The 15186-nt window shown below is 69.1% G+C and carries 13 protein-coding genes and 1 riboswitch; of the genes, 6 read left to right on the forward strand and 7 right to left on the reverse strand.

Annotated elements, in window-relative coordinates:
- Window positions 1–32 precede the first annotated feature (32 nt).
- Window positions 33–1625 carry a Na+/H+ antiporter gene (locus HLH21_RS03180; RefSeq protein WP_182941160.1) on the forward strand — a complete coding sequence of 531 codons (1593 nt, stop codon included), beginning with the start codon at window positions 33–35 and terminating at the stop codon, window positions 1623–1625.
- A 56-nt stretch (window positions 1626–1681) separates the two neighbouring features.
- Window positions 1682–2578, forward strand: a complete 897-nt coding sequence (locus HLH21_RS03185) for a pirin family protein (RefSeq protein WP_182941163.1) — start codon at window positions 1682–1684, stop codon at window positions 2576–2578.
- A 7-nt stretch (window positions 2579–2585) separates the two neighbouring features.
- Here HLH21_RS03185 and HLH21_RS03190 read toward each other — a convergent pair whose 3' ends face one another.
- Together HLH21_RS03190 and HLH21_RS03195 are read right to left on the reverse strand one after the other, a co-directional pair.
- A complete protein-coding gene (locus HLH21_RS03190; RefSeq protein WP_182941166.1) occupies window positions 2586–3731 on the reverse strand; it encodes an aminotransferase class I/II-fold pyridoxal phosphate-dependent enzyme in 1146 nt (381 codons plus the stop codon).
- Between the two features lie 95 nt (window positions 3732–3826).
- Complete coding sequence (locus HLH21_RS03195; protein ID WP_182941169.1) at window positions 3827–5197, reverse strand: sugar porter family MFS transporter; 1371 nt, start codon at window positions 5195–5197, stop codon at window positions 3827–3829.
- 267 nt (window positions 5198–5464) lie between these two features.
- Between HLH21_RS03195 and pckA the strand changes: the two genes are divergently transcribed.
- The gene (gene pckA / locus HLH21_RS03200) at window positions 5465–7048 is read left to right on the forward strand and encodes a phosphoenolpyruvate carboxykinase (ATP) (protein ID WP_182941172.1); all 1584 of its coding nucleotides are present in this window, start codon (window positions 5465–5467) and stop codon (window positions 7046–7048) included.
- A gap of 72 nt (window positions 7049–7120) precedes the next feature.
- Window positions 7121–7972 (forward strand): type I 3-dehydroquinate dehydratase, encoded by an 852-nt coding sequence (gene aroD / locus HLH21_RS03205; RefSeq protein ID WP_182941175.1) that lies wholly within the window; start codon window positions 7121–7123, stop codon window positions 7970–7972.
- An 8-nt stretch (window positions 7973–7980) separates the two neighbouring features.
- Here aroD and HLH21_RS03210 read toward each other — a convergent pair whose 3' ends face one another.
- Entirely contained in the window at window positions 7981–8520 is a 540-nt protein-coding gene (locus HLH21_RS03210) for a peptide deformylase (protein WP_306414189.1), read from the reverse strand.
- Between the two features lie 55 nt (window positions 8521–8575).
- A riboswitch (TPP riboswitch) is annotated at window positions 8576–8683 on the forward strand.
- Window positions 8684–8752: 69 nt separating this feature from the next.
- On the opposite strand from HLH21_RS03210, the gene thiC reads away from it, so the two are divergent.
- Window positions 8753–10630 (forward strand): phosphomethylpyrimidine synthase ThiC, encoded by a 1878-nt coding sequence (thiC, locus tag HLH21_RS03215; protein WP_182941178.1) that lies wholly within the window; start codon window positions 8753–8755, stop codon window positions 10628–10630.
- Window positions 10631–10798: 168 nt separating this feature from the next.
- Here thiC and HLH21_RS03220 read toward each other — a convergent pair whose 3' ends face one another.
- Entirely contained in the window at window positions 10799–12247 is a 1449-nt protein-coding gene (locus HLH21_RS03220; RefSeq protein WP_182941181.1) for an aminotransferase class V-fold PLP-dependent enzyme, read from the reverse strand.
- A 110-nt stretch (window positions 12248–12357) separates the two neighbouring features.
- On the opposite strand from HLH21_RS03220, the gene HLH21_RS03225 reads away from it, so the two are divergent.
- Complete coding sequence (locus HLH21_RS03225) at window positions 12358–12819, forward strand: Lrp/AsnC family transcriptional regulator (RefSeq protein ID WP_182941184.1); 462 nt, start codon at window positions 12358–12360, stop codon at window positions 12817–12819.
- Between the two features lie 22 nt (window positions 12820–12841).
- Here the strand turns inward: HLH21_RS03225 and HLH21_RS03230 are convergent, their stop codons facing one another.
- The 3 genes from HLH21_RS03230 to HLH21_RS03240 form a co-directional block, all read right to left on the reverse strand.
- The gene (locus HLH21_RS03230; RefSeq protein ID WP_182941187.1) at window positions 12842–13513 is read right to left on the reverse strand and encodes an HAD family hydrolase; all 672 of its coding nucleotides are present in this window, start codon (window positions 13511–13513) and stop codon (window positions 12842–12844) included.
- Window positions 13514–13643: 130 nt separating this feature from the next.
- Window positions 13644–13823 (reverse strand): CsbD family protein, encoded by a 180-nt coding sequence (locus tag HLH21_RS03235; RefSeq protein ID WP_182941363.1) that lies wholly within the window; start codon window positions 13821–13823, stop codon window positions 13644–13646.
- A gap of 88 nt (window positions 13824–13911) precedes the next feature.
- Window positions 13912–15120 carry a sugar diacid recognition domain-containing protein gene (locus HLH21_RS03240; protein WP_246379121.1) on the reverse strand — a complete coding sequence of 403 codons (1209 nt, stop codon included), beginning with the start codon at window positions 15118–15120 and terminating at the stop codon, window positions 13912–13914.
- Between the last annotated feature and the right edge of the window lie 66 nt (window positions 15121–15186).

Raw genomic sequence — 15186 nt, forward strand, 5'->3', positions numbered from 1 at the left:
GGGCTGTATGGCCGGTGCGGCAGGGGGATCAGGTGTCGGACGTCGGTCGTTTTGAATTTATCCTGGTCCTGGTCGTGGCCATCGTCGTCCTGGCGCTGGTGGCCCGGCTGCTGCGGCTGCCGACCTCGGCGGCGCTGATCGTCGGCGGCATCGCGCTGGCCCTGATCCCGGGCATGCCGGATGTCGATCTCGACCCCGAACTGGTGCTGGTCGCGTTCCTGCCGCCGCTGCTGCTGTCGGGGGCGTATTTCACGGTGTGGCCGGCCTTTCGGGTCAATCTCGGCCCCATCCTGCAACTTGCGGTCGGGACGGTGCTGTTCACTACCCTGGTTGTGGGGGTGGCGGCGCACTGGCTGATGCCCTCGATGCCCTGGGCGGCCTGCTTCGCGCTGGGGGCCATCGTGGCGCCGCCCGACGCGGTGGCGGCCAAGAGCGTGCTGGAGCGGGTGCACCTGCCCGAAAAACTGTCCGTCATGCTGGAAGGCGAAAGCCTGCTGAACGATGCGACCAGCCTGGTGCTGTACCGCTTCGCCGTGGCGGCGGTGCTGACCGGCAGCTTCAGCCTGCTGCATGCGACCCTCGCCTTCGGGGTGCTGGCGGTGGGCGGCGTGGTGCTGGGCGGGGCGTGCGGCTGGATCGTCCTGCACATCCTGCGCCGGATCCGCGACCCGATGCTGGTCATCAGCCTGACGCTGCTGACGCCGTGGATCGTCTATATCACGGGCGAGCGGGCCGGCGTGTCCGGCGTCATGGCCACCGTCACGGCCGGGCTGATGATCGGCTGGCACCAGCACGAGATCTTCGGCGCCGATGTCCGGCTGCGCGCCACCGCCGTGTGGTCCGTGCTGACCTTCATGCTGGAATCGCTGATCTTCATCCTGATCGGCCTGTCGCTGCGCGGCGTGCTGCATCCCCGGCAGGGCGTCGCCGGGTCGCTGCCGCACCTGGCCTGGCCGGTGGCCGGGGTGGTGCTGGCGACGATCGTGGCCCGGTTCGCCTGGATGTACGGGGCCACCCTGCTGGAATGGCTGCTGGCCCCCGACACGACCCGTCCGGCGCCGGCCGAGGCGGTGGGCCGCGCGACCGTCCTGGGATGGGCCGGGATGCGCGGCGTGGTCAGCCTGGCGGTGGCGCTGTCGGTGCCCGCGACCGTCCCCGGCCGCGATTTCATCCTGCTGGCGACATTCGCGGTCATCCTGGTGACGGTGCTGGGGCAGGGGGCCACCATCGGCCTGGTCATCCGCTGGACCGGCGTCGCCCGTCAGACGGGGCCGCACGCCGCCCATCTGACGGAACCGCAGGCGCGGGCGCGCCTGGCGGACGCACAGCGGCAGACGGTGGAGAGGCTGGCGCACGCGCCGGACGGCACGGTCCTGCATCCCCGCCTGCTGGAGCAATATCGCTATCGCGCCCGGGTGGCGGCGCGCTTCAGCAACGAGGTGGACACGCTGCGCCAGGATCGCGACGCGCATTACGCCGTGCTGCTGGCGACGATCGAGGCCGGGCGCGCGGAACTGCTGCGCCTGCATCGGGGCGGCATGATCCACGACCATGTCCTGCGCCGGCTGGAGAACGAACTCGACCTTCAGCAACTGGCGGCCGAGGGGGCGCGGGGGAACGATTGACGCCGTGGGGCGTGGGGCCTGTTGCCCCATGTCCGGGGTTCGAGGAGGTCGATCCGATGATCGAGATGGTTATTCCGCAGCGCCGCCGCAGCCTGGGCGGGTTCGAGGTCGGGCGCGTGCTGCCCTTCGCCCGGCGCCGGATGGTCGGGCCGTTCGTGTTCTTCGACCACATGGGGCCGCTGGACCTGGCGGCGGCCGACGCCCGCCGGGCCGACGTGCGGCCGCACCCGCATATCGGGCTGTCCACCGTCACCTACCTGTTCGCGGGCGAGATCATGCATCGCGACAGCGTGGGCTCGGAACAGCCGATCCGCCCGGCCGAGATCAACTGGATGACCGCGGGGCGCGGCATCACCCACAGCGAACGGTTCGAACACGCGCGGATCGCCGGCGACCGTCTGCACGGCATCCAGGCCTGGGTCGCCCTGCCCGACGGGCAGGAGGAGGTCGCGCCGTCGTTCCATCACCACCAGGGGCTGGACGACCTGCCGGCCTGGCGCGAGGGCAAGGCCACCACCCGCCTGCTGGCCGGCACGGCGTTCGGCCTGCGCGCCGCCGTGCCGGCGCTGTCGCCGCTGTTCTACCTGCATTGGCAACTGGACGCCGGCGCCACCGTGGCGCTGCCCGAGGGCCACACCGACCGCGCGGTGCATGTCGCCCAGGGTCAGGTCGAAATCGAGGGGCAGCGCTTCGGCGCGGGAGAGATGATCCTGTTTTCCCCCGGCGCCCCGGCGGAAGTGACGGCATTGTCGCCCGCCACCCTGATGGCGCTGGGCGGCGAGCCGCTGGGCGAGCGGTTCCTGTTCTGGAATTTCGTCTCGTCGTCCCGCGACCGGCTGGAGCAGGCGAAGGCCGACTGGCAGGCGGGGCGCATGGTCCTGCCGGTGCATGACCAGGACGAATTCATCCCCCTGCCCGAAGCGCCCCGCCCCACGCCCGAACCGATGTCATAAGAGTCCGTCAGGGGCGCCGGGCATGGGCGGCGTCGAACCAGGGGGCCATGCGGGCCAGCGCGTCTTCCACCCGGTCGGTCGATACCGCGAAGCTGAAGCGCATGAAGCGATGCCCCTCGACGGGGTCGAAATCCAGGCCCGGTGCGGTGGCGATGCCGGTGTCGGCCAGCATGCGGGTGCAGAATGCCAGGCTGTCGTCGGTCAGGTGGCCGATATCGGCATAGATGTAGAAGGCCCCGTCGGGCGGTGCGATCCGGTCCAGACCCATCGCGGGCAGGCGGTCCAGCATCAGGTCGCGATTATGCCGGTAGGTCCGCACATGGCATTCCAGTTCGTCCCGGCAGTCGAAGGCGACCAGGCCCGCATGCTGGCTGAGCGACGGCGGGGTCAGGAACAGATTGCCCATGCGCGCCCGCGCGGCGTCGATCAACTCCGGCGGCACGACCAGCCAGCCCAGCCGCCAGCCCGCCATGCTGAAATATTTCGAGAAGCTGTTGACGACCAGCGCCTCGGGATCGTCCTGCAGGATGCAGCGTGCGGGCTCGATATAGCTCAACCCGTGATAGATCTCGTCCGAGATGATACGGATGCCGCGCGCGCGGCAGACCTGCGCGATGGCCCGCATCTCGTCGGCCGGCAGGATCGTGCCGGTCGGGTTGGCGGGGCTGGCGACGATCAGCCCGTCGGGCGTCGGGTCCAGGGCCGCGACGGCGGCGGCGGTCAACTGGAATCGCTCGGCCGGGCCACAGGCGATTTCCACCGGTTGCAGATGCAGCGCGCGCAACGCGTTGCGATAGGCGACATAGCCCGGCCGCGCCAGCGCGACCCGCGCGCCCGGCGCGAAACAGCAGCCCAGCACCAGGACGAAGGCCGGCGACGCCCCACAGGTCAGGATGATCTGGTCGGGCTGGATGTCCACGCCGTAGCTGTCGCGGTAATGGCGGGCGATGCGCGCCTTCAGCGGCATGCTCTCCCAATATCCCATGGCGTCGCTGTCCAGCACCCGATGCGCCGCCGCGATGGCCTCGCGCGGCGCGCCGGTCGAAGGCTGGCCGAATTCCATATGGATGATGTCGCGCCCCTCGGCGGCCATGCGATGGGCGATGGTGCTGATGCCGATGGCGTGGAAGGGGTCGATCCGGGGGACGGTCATGGGCGGGGAGGTCCGAAAGGGGCGGCAGCGGGCTGGCATAATCGCCCGGCCGGCTGCTGGCAAGGCGTCGGCCTCGGCCCGCCCCGGCGCGGACGCTAGACGGCCTCGGGCGTCGAAAACACCCCGCGACGCAGGCGGTCCTCGATTTCCTCCAGCGATCGCCCGCGGGTTTCCGGCACGTAGCGCAGCACGAAGAAGAAGGCGAAGGCGTTGACGCAGGCGAACAGCAGGAAGGTGCCGCCGGCCCCGAACGCCTGTACCATCGACAGGGTGGTCAGCGAAATCAGCAGGTCCGCCCCCCAGTGGGCCGCCGCCACCAGGCTCATGCCCTTGCCCCGGCAGGACAGGGGAAAGACCTCGGCCCCGACGATCCAGATCGTGACCGACAGGCTGCCCACATTCAGGACCGCATAGGCCAGCAGGGCCACGACCATCATCCAGGCGTTCGGCCCGGTCGTGGCGCCCAGATGAAACAGCGCGGCCAGCGCGAACAGCGCCACGCTGGCCCCCGGCAGCAGCCACAGCATCAGCGTGCGCCGGCCGATCACCTCGACCGCCCAGCTTCCGAACAGGGTCGCCACGATCATGGCCACCCCGACCGCCACCGACGTCAGCAGCGCCGAACTCTCGCCGAAGCCGGCGCCCGAGAAGATGGTGGGCGCGTAATACAGGACGGCGTTGATCCCGGTCAGCTGGCACAGCAGACCGATGCCCACGGCCGCGACCAGCGCCGGGCGGACCCAGGGCTGGGCCAGTTCAGACCATGGCGCCTGGACGTCATGGGCGTCGATGATCTCCTGCAATTCGCGCTCGGCCCGCCGGTGGCTGCCGCGCACCCGGCGCAGGACGGCGCGCGCGCCCTCGAAATCGCCACGCATCGCCAGCCAGCGCGGGCTGTTGGGCAGGAACGCCATGCCCAGCAGCAGCACCACGGCCGGCGCGGCCCCCAGGGCGAACATGATCCGCCAGCTGTCGTGACGCAGCAGATAGCCGGCGATGAACGAGACCAGCACCCCCGTCACCACGGCAAGCTGAAACATGCCGACCAGGCGCCCGCGCCGCCGGGCGGGCGCCAGTTCCGAAATATAGACCGGCACGATCTGCGAGGCCGCGCCCACGGCCAGCCCCAGCACGAACCGCGCCAGCGTCAGCAGCCAGATGGTGTTGGCAAGGGACGCCATGATCGTGCCGACGATGAAGACCGCGGCGGCCACCATGACGGTGCGCCGTCGGCCGCCCCGGTCCGACAGGGGGGCGGCGCCCATGCAGCCCAGCAGCGCGCCGGCGATGATCGCGGAGGTGACGATCTGCTGTCCGCCGGTGCCAAGCTGGAACTGCTGCGAAATCTGCAGCAGGGCGGCGGAAATAATTCCTGTGTCATATCCAAACAACAGGCCGCCGGCGGCTGATATTCCGGCCACGACATCAACAATAAGGTTCGATTCAGGTCGTTCCAATTCATTCATGGCAATATCATGTCAAAATTCCCGGCGGGATCAAACCATTGTTTTGTCTTTGTCCTGAAACATTTTTTGACTGGCGTCGCAAAATTCTCCGGGAACTTTTTCGATTGCCCTATTTCTGCACTGAATCGTCCGGGCCGCGCAGTCCGTATCGCGCATTTGTGATGACCCGCCGGGGTGTTGGTCAGGGAATTGCCATGCTGATCGCGCGAGACTGGCGCCCCCCGGGCGACGGCCGGGGTACGACGACATATTCGGGAAACGGAAAAAATGAACAGCAATAATAATTTCCGGCCTGCCGGTTCGGACGACGCCCTGAAAGGGACCGGCCTGCGCCGCGCCGGTCTCGTCCATGCCAATCTCCATGCTCCCGCCCTGACCGAGATCGCGATCCGCCGCCACGAAGGCAGCCTGTCGTCGGGCGGCGCGCTGATGGTGCGGACCGGCCTGCACACCGGCCGGTCCGTGCGGGACAAGTTCATCGTAGACGAGCCGGACGTCAGCGCGGACATCTGGTGGGGCGAGATCAACGCGCGCCTGCCGGTCGATGCCTTCCAGCGGGGCTGCGACCATGTGCGCGGCTATCTGGATGGGCAGGAACTGTTCACCCAGGACCTGTATGCCGGGGCCGATCCGCGCCACCGCATCCGCATCCGGCTGGTGACCACCCATGCGTGGCATGCCCTGTTCGCCCGCAACATGTTCATCCGCCCGACGGCGGAGGAGCTGGAGTCGTTCGCGCCGGACTATGTGATCCTGCATGCGCCGGATCTGCCGATGGACCCGGTGGCGCATGGCGTGCACGGCACCACGGCCGTCATGCTGTCGCTGACGCAGCGGCTGGTCGTCATCGCCGGCACCCACTATGCCGGCGAGATCAAGAAATCCATCTTCACCGTCATGAACTGGCTGCTGCCCGAGCAGGACGTGATGCCGATGCATTGCTCGGCCAATATCGGGCCGGAGGGCGACGTCGCGCTGTTCTTCGGCCTGTCGGGCACCGGCAAGACCACCCTGTCGTCGGATGCGTCGCGGACATTGATCGGCGATGACGAACACGGCTGGTCGCACGACGGGGTCTTCAATGTCGAGGGCGGCTGCTACGCCAAGGTGATCGGCCTGCGGCGCGAGGCCGAGCCCGAGATCTGGGACGCATCGCACCGCTTCGGCGCGGTGCTGGAAAATGTGGTGGCCGACCGCGACGGCGTGCCCGATTTCATGGACGGCAGCCTGACCGAGAACACGCGCGCCTGCTACCCGATTGATTTCGTGGAAAATGCCAGCCGGGACGGGTGCGGCGGCGCGCCGCGCCATGTGGTGATGCTGACGGCCGATGCGTTCGGCGTGCTGCCGCCGCTGTCGCGCCTGACCTTGGCCCAGGCGGTCTATCATTTCCTGTCGGGCTATACCGCGCGGATCGCCGGGACCGAGACGGGGCTGGGCAAGACCCCCCAGGCGACCTTCAGCACCTGTTTCGGCGCGCCCTTCCTGCCGCGCCGGCCCCAGGTGTACGGCGACCGCCTGGCGTCCTGCCTGGCGCGCGGGCCGGTGACGTGCTGGCTGGTCAATACCGGATGGACCGGCGGCCCCTATGGCGTCGGGCGGCGGATCGCGCTGGCGCATACGCGCGCGCTGGTGCGCGCGGCGCTGGACGGGCGGCTGGACGACGTGCCCTTCCAGGTCGAACCGCATTTCGGCCTGGCCATTCCCACCCGCGTGCCCGGCGTGCCCGACGATATCCTCGACCCCGCCCGGACCTGGGACGACCCGGCGGCCTATCGCCGCGCCGCCGCCGACCTTGCGGAACGGTTCGAGCGGAATTTCGAGAGTTTCCGCGCGGACAGCACCACATAGACATCAAGGTCGGGCCCTGCCCGAACCCGGCAAGGGCCTCGGCCCTTGCCTTCGTGAGGGAGCACCATGCCGATGCACAGCAGGACAGTCGGGGGCCCGACCCTTCGGGGCGTCACGGTTCGGGGGGTCACGCTGGGGGTGGGCCGCCCCGCCGTCATCGTGCCGATCACCGCCGTCACGGCGGACGAGGCCCAGGCGGCCGCCCATCGCCTGGCGGCCGAGCGCGCGGTCGATCTGGTGGAATTGCGGGTCGATCACCTGGAGTGCGCGCTGGACGCGCCACGGGCCGCCGCGCTGTGCCATGCGGTGCGGCATATCCTGGCGCACCGTCCGCTGATCGTCACCTTCCGTACCGGGGCCGAGGGCGGCATGGCCCCGATCGGGGACGAGGCCTATGTCGCCTTCTACGACCAGGTGCTGAACGCCGCCGGCTCCGACGCGGCTCCGGACCTGATCGACGTCGAATTCAATCGCGGCCGGCACGTCGTGCGCCGCGTCGTGGCGGCGGCGCGGGGCGCCGGGGTGGGCGTCATCCTGTCGTCCCACGATTTCACCGGCACCGACAAGGTTCCGGCCCTGGTGGCGCGGATGCGCGCGATGCAGGAGTATGACGTCGATCTCATCAAGCTGGCCGTCATGCCGCGCGACGGCGGCGACGTGCTGAACCTGCTGGCCGCGACGTACGAAATGCGGACCCGCTGGGCCGACCGGCCGCTGATGACCATGGCGATGGGCGGGGTGGGCGTGGTGTCGCGCCTGGCGGGTGAAATCTTCGGGTCGGCGGCGACCTTCGGCATGCTGGGCCAGCCCTCGGCCCCCGGCCAGATCGACGTCCACGATCTGCGCCATTGCGTCGATATCGTCCATCGCGCCGCGGCCCCCGACCTGCGGGTGGCCGGCACGCCGCCCGGCGGGGCGGCGTAGACGGGGGGCTACGCCGCGCGGCGCAGCTTCTCGAAGCGTCTGACCACCCGTTCGCGCTTCAGGCGCGACAGGCGCCGGGTCCAGAAGAGGCCGTCAAGCTGGTCGATTTCATGCTGCAGGCAGACCGCCAGCATCCCGTCGGCGTCCTCGACCCGCGCCGCGCCTGTCAGGTCCTGATAGCGCACCCGCACGCGGGCGGGGCGGTCGATGTCCGCCGACACCCCCGGCATGGACACGCTGCCTTCCTCGAACCGCGCGGTCTCGGGGCTGGCCCATTCGATGTGCGGATTCACGTAGGTCCGCACCTGGCCGTCCGCCGGCAGCGCGATGACCACAAGCCGCAGGCCGATGCCGACATGCGGCGCGGTGATGCCGATGCCCGGGGCCGCGCGCATGGTCTCCAGCAGATCGGCCGCCAGCGTTGCCAGAGCGGTGTCGAACGTGGTCACGGGGGTGGCGGCGCTGTTCAGCCTGGGGTCGGGATAGGGGACGATGGGCAGGATGGTCATCTCGGCGGCCAGGGTAGCACCGCACGGGGGGCGGATCACGGAGATATTCAGGGGGCGATGCTTGACCGGCTATCCTCGCCCGGCGCTATGATCGCGTCGTTCTCCGGGGAGCCGCGCTTGGTGGCTGAGAGAGGGGCGAGCCCCTGACCCGTCGAACCTGATCCGGGTCATGCCGGCGAAGGGATGGGAATTGGACGCGGGCGCCCGCATGGCGTGCCGCGAATATGACATTCGCGCCGGCGCGGCTCCTCCAAGACCATGAGGACGCGTCATGAACACCCAGACCAATCGGTCCCGCGCACCCGCCACCGGCGACGTGACCATCGGCCCGCGCGTCGGCGGCCGCAAGATGTACCAGCAGGGTACGCTCCATCCCGACCTGCGCGTGCCCTTCCGCCAGGTCGATCTGCATCCGACCGCGAACGAACCGCCGGTGACGCTGTACGATCCATCCGGCCCCTATACCGACCCGCAGGCCACGATCGACATCGCGCGCGGGCTGCCGGGTATTCGCGGCCCGTGGATCGACCGCCGCGCGGATGCCGAGGCCGTGCCGTACCCGCGCGCCGTCCGGCCGGAGGATAACGGCGGCGCGGCCGGGGCGCTGCTGGCCCCCGCGTTCGACGATTCCCGACGCACCGTCCTGCGCCGCCGCCCCGGCCGCCTGGTGACGCAACTGGAGTATGCCCGCGCCGGAATCGTGACGGCCGAAATGGAATATGTCGCCATCCGCGAAAATCTGCGGCGAGAGCAGATGGACGCGGCGCCGCGCGATGGCGAGGATTTCGGGGCCAGCATCCCCGATCACGTGACGCCCGAATTCGTGCGGGACGAGATCGCGCGCGGCCGCGCGGTGATCCCGGCCAACATCAACCATCCGGAACTGGAGCCGATGATTATCGGCCGCAATTTCCTGGTGAAGATCAACGCCAACATCGGAAATTCGGCGGTCCTGGGCCATGTCGCGGACGAAGTCGACAAGATGGTGTGGGCCACGCGCTGGGGCGCCGACACGGTCATGGACCTGTCGACCGGCCGCAACATCCACAACATCCGCGACTGGATCGTCCGCAACAGCCCGGTGCCGATCGGCACGGTTCCCCTCTACCAGGCGCTGGAGAAGGTCGGCGGCGTGGCCGAGGACCTGAGCTGGGAGGTGTTCCGCGACACGCTGATCGAACAGGCCGAACAGGGGGTCGATTACTTCACCATCCATGCCGGCGTGCGCCTGCCCTTCGTCCCGCTGACCGCGCGGCGGGTCACCGGCATCGTGTCGCGTGGTGGCTCGATCATGGCCAGATGGTGCCTGGCCCATCATCGCGAGAGCTTCCTGTACGAGAACTTTCCCGAAATCTGCGAGATCATGCGCGCCTATGACGTGACGTTCAGCCTGGGCGACGGGCTGCGTCCCGGCTCCATCGCCGATGCGAACGACGCGGCGCAGTTCGCCGAACTGCGGACCCTGGGCGAGCTGACGCGGGTCGCCTGGGACCACGGCTGCCAGGTGATGATCGAAGGGCCGGGCCATGTGCCGATGCACAAGATCAAGGCGAACATGGACGAGCAGCTGCGCCATTGCGGCGAGGCCCCGTTCTATACGCTCGGGCCGCTGACGACGGATATCGCGCCGGGCTACGACCATATCACCAGCGCCATCGGGGCGGCGATGATCGGCTGGTTCGGCACCGCCATGCTCTGCTACGTCACGCCGAAGGAACATCTGGGCCTGCCCGACCGCAACGACGTCAAGACCGGTGTCATCACCTACAAGCTGGCGGCCCACGCCGCCGACCTGGCCAAGGGGCATCCCGCCGCCCGGCTGCATGACGACGCGATGTCGCGGGCGCGCTTCGAATTCCGGTGGGAGGACCAGTTCAACCTGGGGCTGGACCCCGAGACCGCGCGGGGGTTCCATGACGAGACCCTGCCGAAGGAGGCGCACAAGACCGCGCATTTCTGTTCGATGTGCGGGCCGAAATTCTGTTCGATGAAGATCAGCCACGACATCCGCGACGCGGCTTTGGCCCAGAACCGGGTGGAGGAGGGCCTGTCCCCGGCCGAAATCGAGGCCGGCCTGGCGGAAATGGGCGCGCGCTTCCGCGACCAGGGGGGCGTGATCGACGTGGCGATGGACCCGGCCCCCGTCTGATACCAACTGTCCGAAAGACCGACGCATGAGATGCCCCCGCCAAGGGCGTTGCCCTTTGGAAACCCATTCGTTATCAAATGATTGGGGTGCAGGGCCTCAGGCCCTGTCGGGTCCAGGGCAGAGCCCTGGTTAGACGTCAATCCCAAAGCGGGTTGGTATGATCGGGGATCAGGCGGCCCGGAAACGGGCGGTGGCGCAATCGCCGACATAGGCGTCGGCCATCGGGTAGGGGGTGCGCGCCAGCTCGTCGACAGCGGCGATGATCCGCCCGGCTTTCGCGTCGTCCATCAGCGCGCTGAAGTTCAGGCGGGTCCAGCCGGGCTTGTCCATTTCCTCGCCCCCCAGGATGGCGGCGCGGAGCGCGTGCGAGCGGGCGGCGTCGATCCCCAGCAGCCGATGGGCGTACGGCCCGGCGCAGGCGCATCCGCCACGGGCCTGGATGCCGTAGCCGTCGGACAGCATGCGCGTGAACAATTGCTGATGGATCGTGCCGCCGCGCAGCGGGTCGCGCACGCGAAACGAGAAGATCGGCAGGCAGGCCGCCGCCCCCCTGTTACCCAGGATCTGGATATTCGGGTTGCGGTCCCACACCGCCAGGGCCGCGCGGCGGAATGCGGCGTGGCGCGCGTCCATCCTTTCCTGCCCGATGGCCTCCTTGACCAGGAAGGCCAGCCCCGCGCGGATGTCGCCCACGACGTTGGGGGTGCCGGCTTCCTCGCGGCAGGCCAGGTTTTCGGAATAATCATGCCCCCAGGGGGATACGAACCGCACCGTCCCGCCGCCGGTGAACACCGGCCTGTCGCGCGACACCGCCGCGTCGCGGACGATCATGACGCCGGACGCGCCGGGGCCGCCGATGAATTTGTGGGGCGAGACGACGACGGCATCCTTCTCGAACGGGGTGCCGGCCTTCATGTCGATGGGCAGGTACGGGCCGCCGCCCGCATAATCCCAGACCGTGCGGGCGTCGTGCCGTTTCAGCAGGGCCGTCACGGCATCGGGGTCGGTGACGATTCCCGTCACGTTCGACGCCGCCGAGAACGCCCCGACCTTCAGCCGCCCCGGCCCTGCCGCTGCCAGTGCCGACGCCAGCGCGCCCAAGTCGGGGCCGCCCTGTTCGGCCTCGGCGATCTCGACGATTTCGGCGCCGCTCTCGCGCCAGGGCAGGATGTTGGAGTGATGTTCATACGGCCCGATGAAGACCACCGGGGCCTGCCCGGCCCGCACCGCGTCCTCGACCCCCAGCAGATGCACCAGCCGGTTCAGCCCCGCCGTCGCCCCGGACCCGGTGAAGATGGTTGAAAATGCCCCCGTCGCGCCGCACAGGCGGGCGATCTCGCTTCGCGCCGCCTGCCGCAGGCGGGTCATGTACCGTCCGCAGTACGAGGCCTCGGTATGGCTGTTGGCGTAATAGGGCAGGACCTGCGTCGCCACGAAATCCTCGACCTGGTGCAGGGCGCGGCCCGAGGCCACGTAGTCGGCATAGATCAGCGCCCGGGTGCCGAAGGGGCCGGGAATGGGCGCGCCTTCGCCGATCACGCCGTCGCGCAGGGCCGCCAGGTCGCCCGCCCGCAGCGTAGCGGCGAAGTCCGAAAGCGGGGTGTGGTCGTCCTGCATCGCTCTGTCCTCGGCTGGGCTGTCGGTCGGATGACGATAGACCCGCTCGCGTGGACAAACTTCACCATTCCATGCTTCCGGATGCGGCATATGTGGTCATATGATCGGTCATGAGAGAAAAGCTGGATCATTTCGATCGCGCCCTGTTGCGTGCGCTGCAGAAGGATGCCGCGCTGTCGCAGCGCGAACTGGCCGACATCGTGGGGCTGTCGCAGAACGCCTGCTGGCGGCGGCTGCATGCCCTGCGCGAACGCGGGCTGGTGCGGGGGCAGACCGTGCGGCTGGATGCGGGGGCGCTGGGCCTGAAGCTGACGGTGTTCGTCATGGTCCGCACCCGGCACCATTCCCAGGAGTGGCTGCAAACCTTCCGGGGCGCGGTGACCGCCATTCCCAACGTGATCGATTTCTACCGCATCGCCGGCGACTACGATTACATGCTGAAAATCGTGGCGGCGGACATGAACGCCTTCGACGAGATCTACCGGCGCCTGATCGCGCAGGTCGAACTGGATACGGTCACGTCGTACATGGCGATGGAGGCGATTTCGGACAATCGCGACCTGCCGATCTGAAAGGGTGTCCGGAACGGGATCCCTACGACCGGGCCTGCCTGATGAAATCCAGCACCATGTGCAGGTCCTCCATGATCGCCAAGGCCTTCCGCCGGATATCGTCGTTGGGCTCCAGCAGGTCCGGCACGACGATGACGGGGATGCGGGCGGCGTGGGCGGCACGCGCGCCGCTGTGCGAATCCTCCAGCGCCAGGCACTGCGCGGCGGGAACGCCGATCTGGCGGGCCGCGGTCAGGTAGGGTTCGGGGTCGGGCTTGCCCCGCGTGACGTCGTCGCGCGTCACGATGACGTCGAACCGCCAGTGCAGGTTCGTCAGGGCCAGGTGATGATCGGCGCGAACGCGGCTGGAGGACGTTGCGACCGCGCGGGGAATCCCCTCGGCGTCCAGATAGTCCAGCAGCGGCGCGACCCCTTCCTTCATCACCAGCCTGCCGGCATCGACCAGATCGCGCAGATGGACCTCCTGCGCCGCGAAGAAGGCCTGCAAGGGGAAGGACTCGCCATAGGTTTCCAGCACCAGGGCGCGGCACCCATCCGCCGCCACGCCGACCATGCGCCGGCAGAACGAGGCGGGCATGTCGTATCCCACGGCCGCGCCGGCATGGATCAGCGCATCCATGGCCAGGCTTTCACTGTCCAGCAGCAGGCCGTCCATGTCGAAGATCACGCCGTCGATCGGCTGGAGTGTCATCATCCTTAACGCTTTCCGGGCATCCTGTCCGCGTGGGGGCAGAGGCCGATGGTCTGGGGGATGAGTGGTCCGGCAGGGAGGGCAGGGCGGCGGATCGCCTCCTGCCCCCCGACGGCGACCGGGGCTTGCGCGCTCAGAGCTTGTTCAGCGTGCCCTTCACTCCGCCCTTGGTCTTCTCGGCCTGGCCCTTCAGCTTCTGGGCCGCGCCCCTGGCTTCCAGTTCCGGATTGTGCGTTGCCTTGCCGATGCGGTGCTTGACCGCGCCGAGCATCGTGTCGGCATGTCCCTTGGCCTTGTCTTTCAGTTCGCCCATCTCGGTCACTCCATGATGGCGCCTCCCTGGCCGGAGGCCGGCAGGAGCGAAACGCCCGGCGGGGATGGAGGTTGCAGTCCCGGTTCCGTCATCCGCCCGGCGGCGCAAGCTGAAGCGCCAGGTACAGCGCCACGATGTCCTCGGTCCGCGTCAGATCGACGCCGCAGATCCGTTCGATCCGTTTCAGGCGGTAATCCAGGCTGTTGCGATGCAGGTCCAGCGCGCGGGCCGTGGCGGCCTGCTGCATGCCATGGGCCAGCCATGTCGTCAGCGTGTGCAGCAGCGGCGCATGCCGCGCATCCTCGGTCAGGGGGCGCAGGGGGGCGCGCAGTTCCTCGGCCCGCCAGTCCTGGTGGGCACCGTCCAGCAGCACGGGCAGGCGCATGTCCTGGTAGAACAGCACCGGCCGGTCCGGATACAGCCGGCGGCCGACCGCCAGCGTCGCGCGCGCCATCCGGCACGATCGCGCCAGCCCGTCCGGCCCGTCGAAATAGCGGCCCAGCGCCAGGCAGAGCGACAGGCCGGTGGCCTCGGTCGCGCGGGCCAGCAGGCGGGCGGCGCGCGCGCGGTGCCAGTCCAGGTTCCAGACCCCCTTCGCGTTCAGCGCGGGCGTCAGGACGACGATCTCGGTCAGCGACGGCGACGCGACCAGGTTGCCGGAGCCGGGTGCGCTCAACAGCGTGGTCAGCCGCTGCAATTCGCCCAGCAGGGTGTTGGCGTCCAGCGTGTCGGCGCGGACCTCCAGAATCGTGGCGACGCGCGGCCGATGCAGATCGACGCCCAGCCGCGCGGCCGCGTCCCTCAGCGCCGGCACCGGGGCCTCGCCCCGCACCAGGCTCAGGACCAGTTCCTCGCGCAGGCGGGCGTCGTGCGAGAGCATGCGCGTCTGCCGTGCCTGTTCCAGCATCGTCTCGGCGGCCATGCGTACCAGTTCGGCATAGGGTCGCATGCTGGCCGGGGTGCCGGTCAGCCCGACGCAGCCCACCACCGCGCCGTCGACGCGTAGCGGCAGATTGACGCCCGGCCGCGCCGCCGCGCCGAACTGGCGGGCCGTGCGGGCGCCGATCTCGACCGGGGCCTGCCGGGCGATGACCAGCAGCGCGGCGTCATGCCTCTGGCCCAGCCGCGCCGGGTCGCCGCTGGCGACGATCACCCCCCGTGCATCCATGACGTTGATGTTGCAGTCGATGATGGCCATCGACCGGTCCACGATGGCCTGCGCCAGCGCGGGGTCGATCGACCAGGGCGGCGGGCCGCCCTGCGGCCGGGGGGACTCCGGGACGGACATCATCGGCATGATCGGGATATTGGTCGATTGCCTGAAAATTTATGGAAATGATCCGCTATCCTTAGGGCATTTGCA

This window comes from Gluconacetobacter johannae (assembly GCF_014174305.1).
In the GTDB taxonomy this organism is placed as follows: domain Bacteria; phylum Pseudomonadota; class Alphaproteobacteria; order Acetobacterales; family Acetobacteraceae; genus Gluconacetobacter; species Gluconacetobacter johannae.

What these genes read in the sequence shown, in the direction of transcription:
- HLH21_RS03185 (WP_182941163.1), top strand. Translation starts at nt 1,682, where the DNA reads ATGATCGAGATGGTTATTCCGCAGCGCCGCCGCAGCCTGGGCGGGTTC.
- HLH21_RS03190 (WP_182941166.1), bottom strand. Translation starts at nt 3,731, where the DNA reads ATGACCGTCCCCCGGATCGACCCCTTCCACGCCATCGGCATCAGCACC.
- HLH21_RS03195 (WP_182941169.1), bottom strand. Translation starts at nt 5,197, where the DNA reads ATGAATGAATTGGAACGACCTGAATCGAACCTTATTGTTGATGTCGTG.
- pckA (WP_182941172.1), top strand. Translation starts at nt 5,465, where the DNA reads ATGAACAGCAATAATAATTTCCGGCCTGCCGGTTCGGACGACGCCCTG.
- aroD (WP_182941175.1), top strand. Translation starts at nt 7,121, where the DNA reads ATGCACAGCAGGACAGTCGGGGGCCCGACCCTTCGGGGCGTCACGGTT.
- thiC (WP_182941178.1), top strand. Translation starts at nt 8,753, where the DNA reads ATGAACACCCAGACCAATCGGTCCCGCGCACCCGCCACCGGCGACGTG.
- HLH21_RS03220 (WP_182941181.1), bottom strand. Translation starts at nt 12,247, where the DNA reads ATGCAGGACGACCACACCCCGCTTTCGGACTTCGCCGCTACGCTGCGG.
- HLH21_RS03225 (WP_182941184.1), top strand. Translation starts at nt 12,358, where the DNA reads ATGAGAGAAAAGCTGGATCATTTCGATCGCGCCCTGTTGCGTGCGCTG.
- HLH21_RS03230 (WP_182941187.1), bottom strand. Translation starts at nt 13,513, where the DNA reads ATGATGACACTCCAGCCGATCGACGGCGTGATCTTCGACATGGACGGC.
- HLH21_RS03235 (WP_182941363.1), bottom strand. Translation starts at nt 13,823, where the DNA reads ATGGGCGAACTGAAAGACAAGGCCAAGGGACATGCCGACACGATGCTC.
- HLH21_RS03240 (WP_246379121.1), bottom strand. Translation starts at nt 15,120, where the DNA reads ATGCCGATGATGTCCGTCCCGGAGTCCCCCCGGCCGCAGGGCGGCCCG.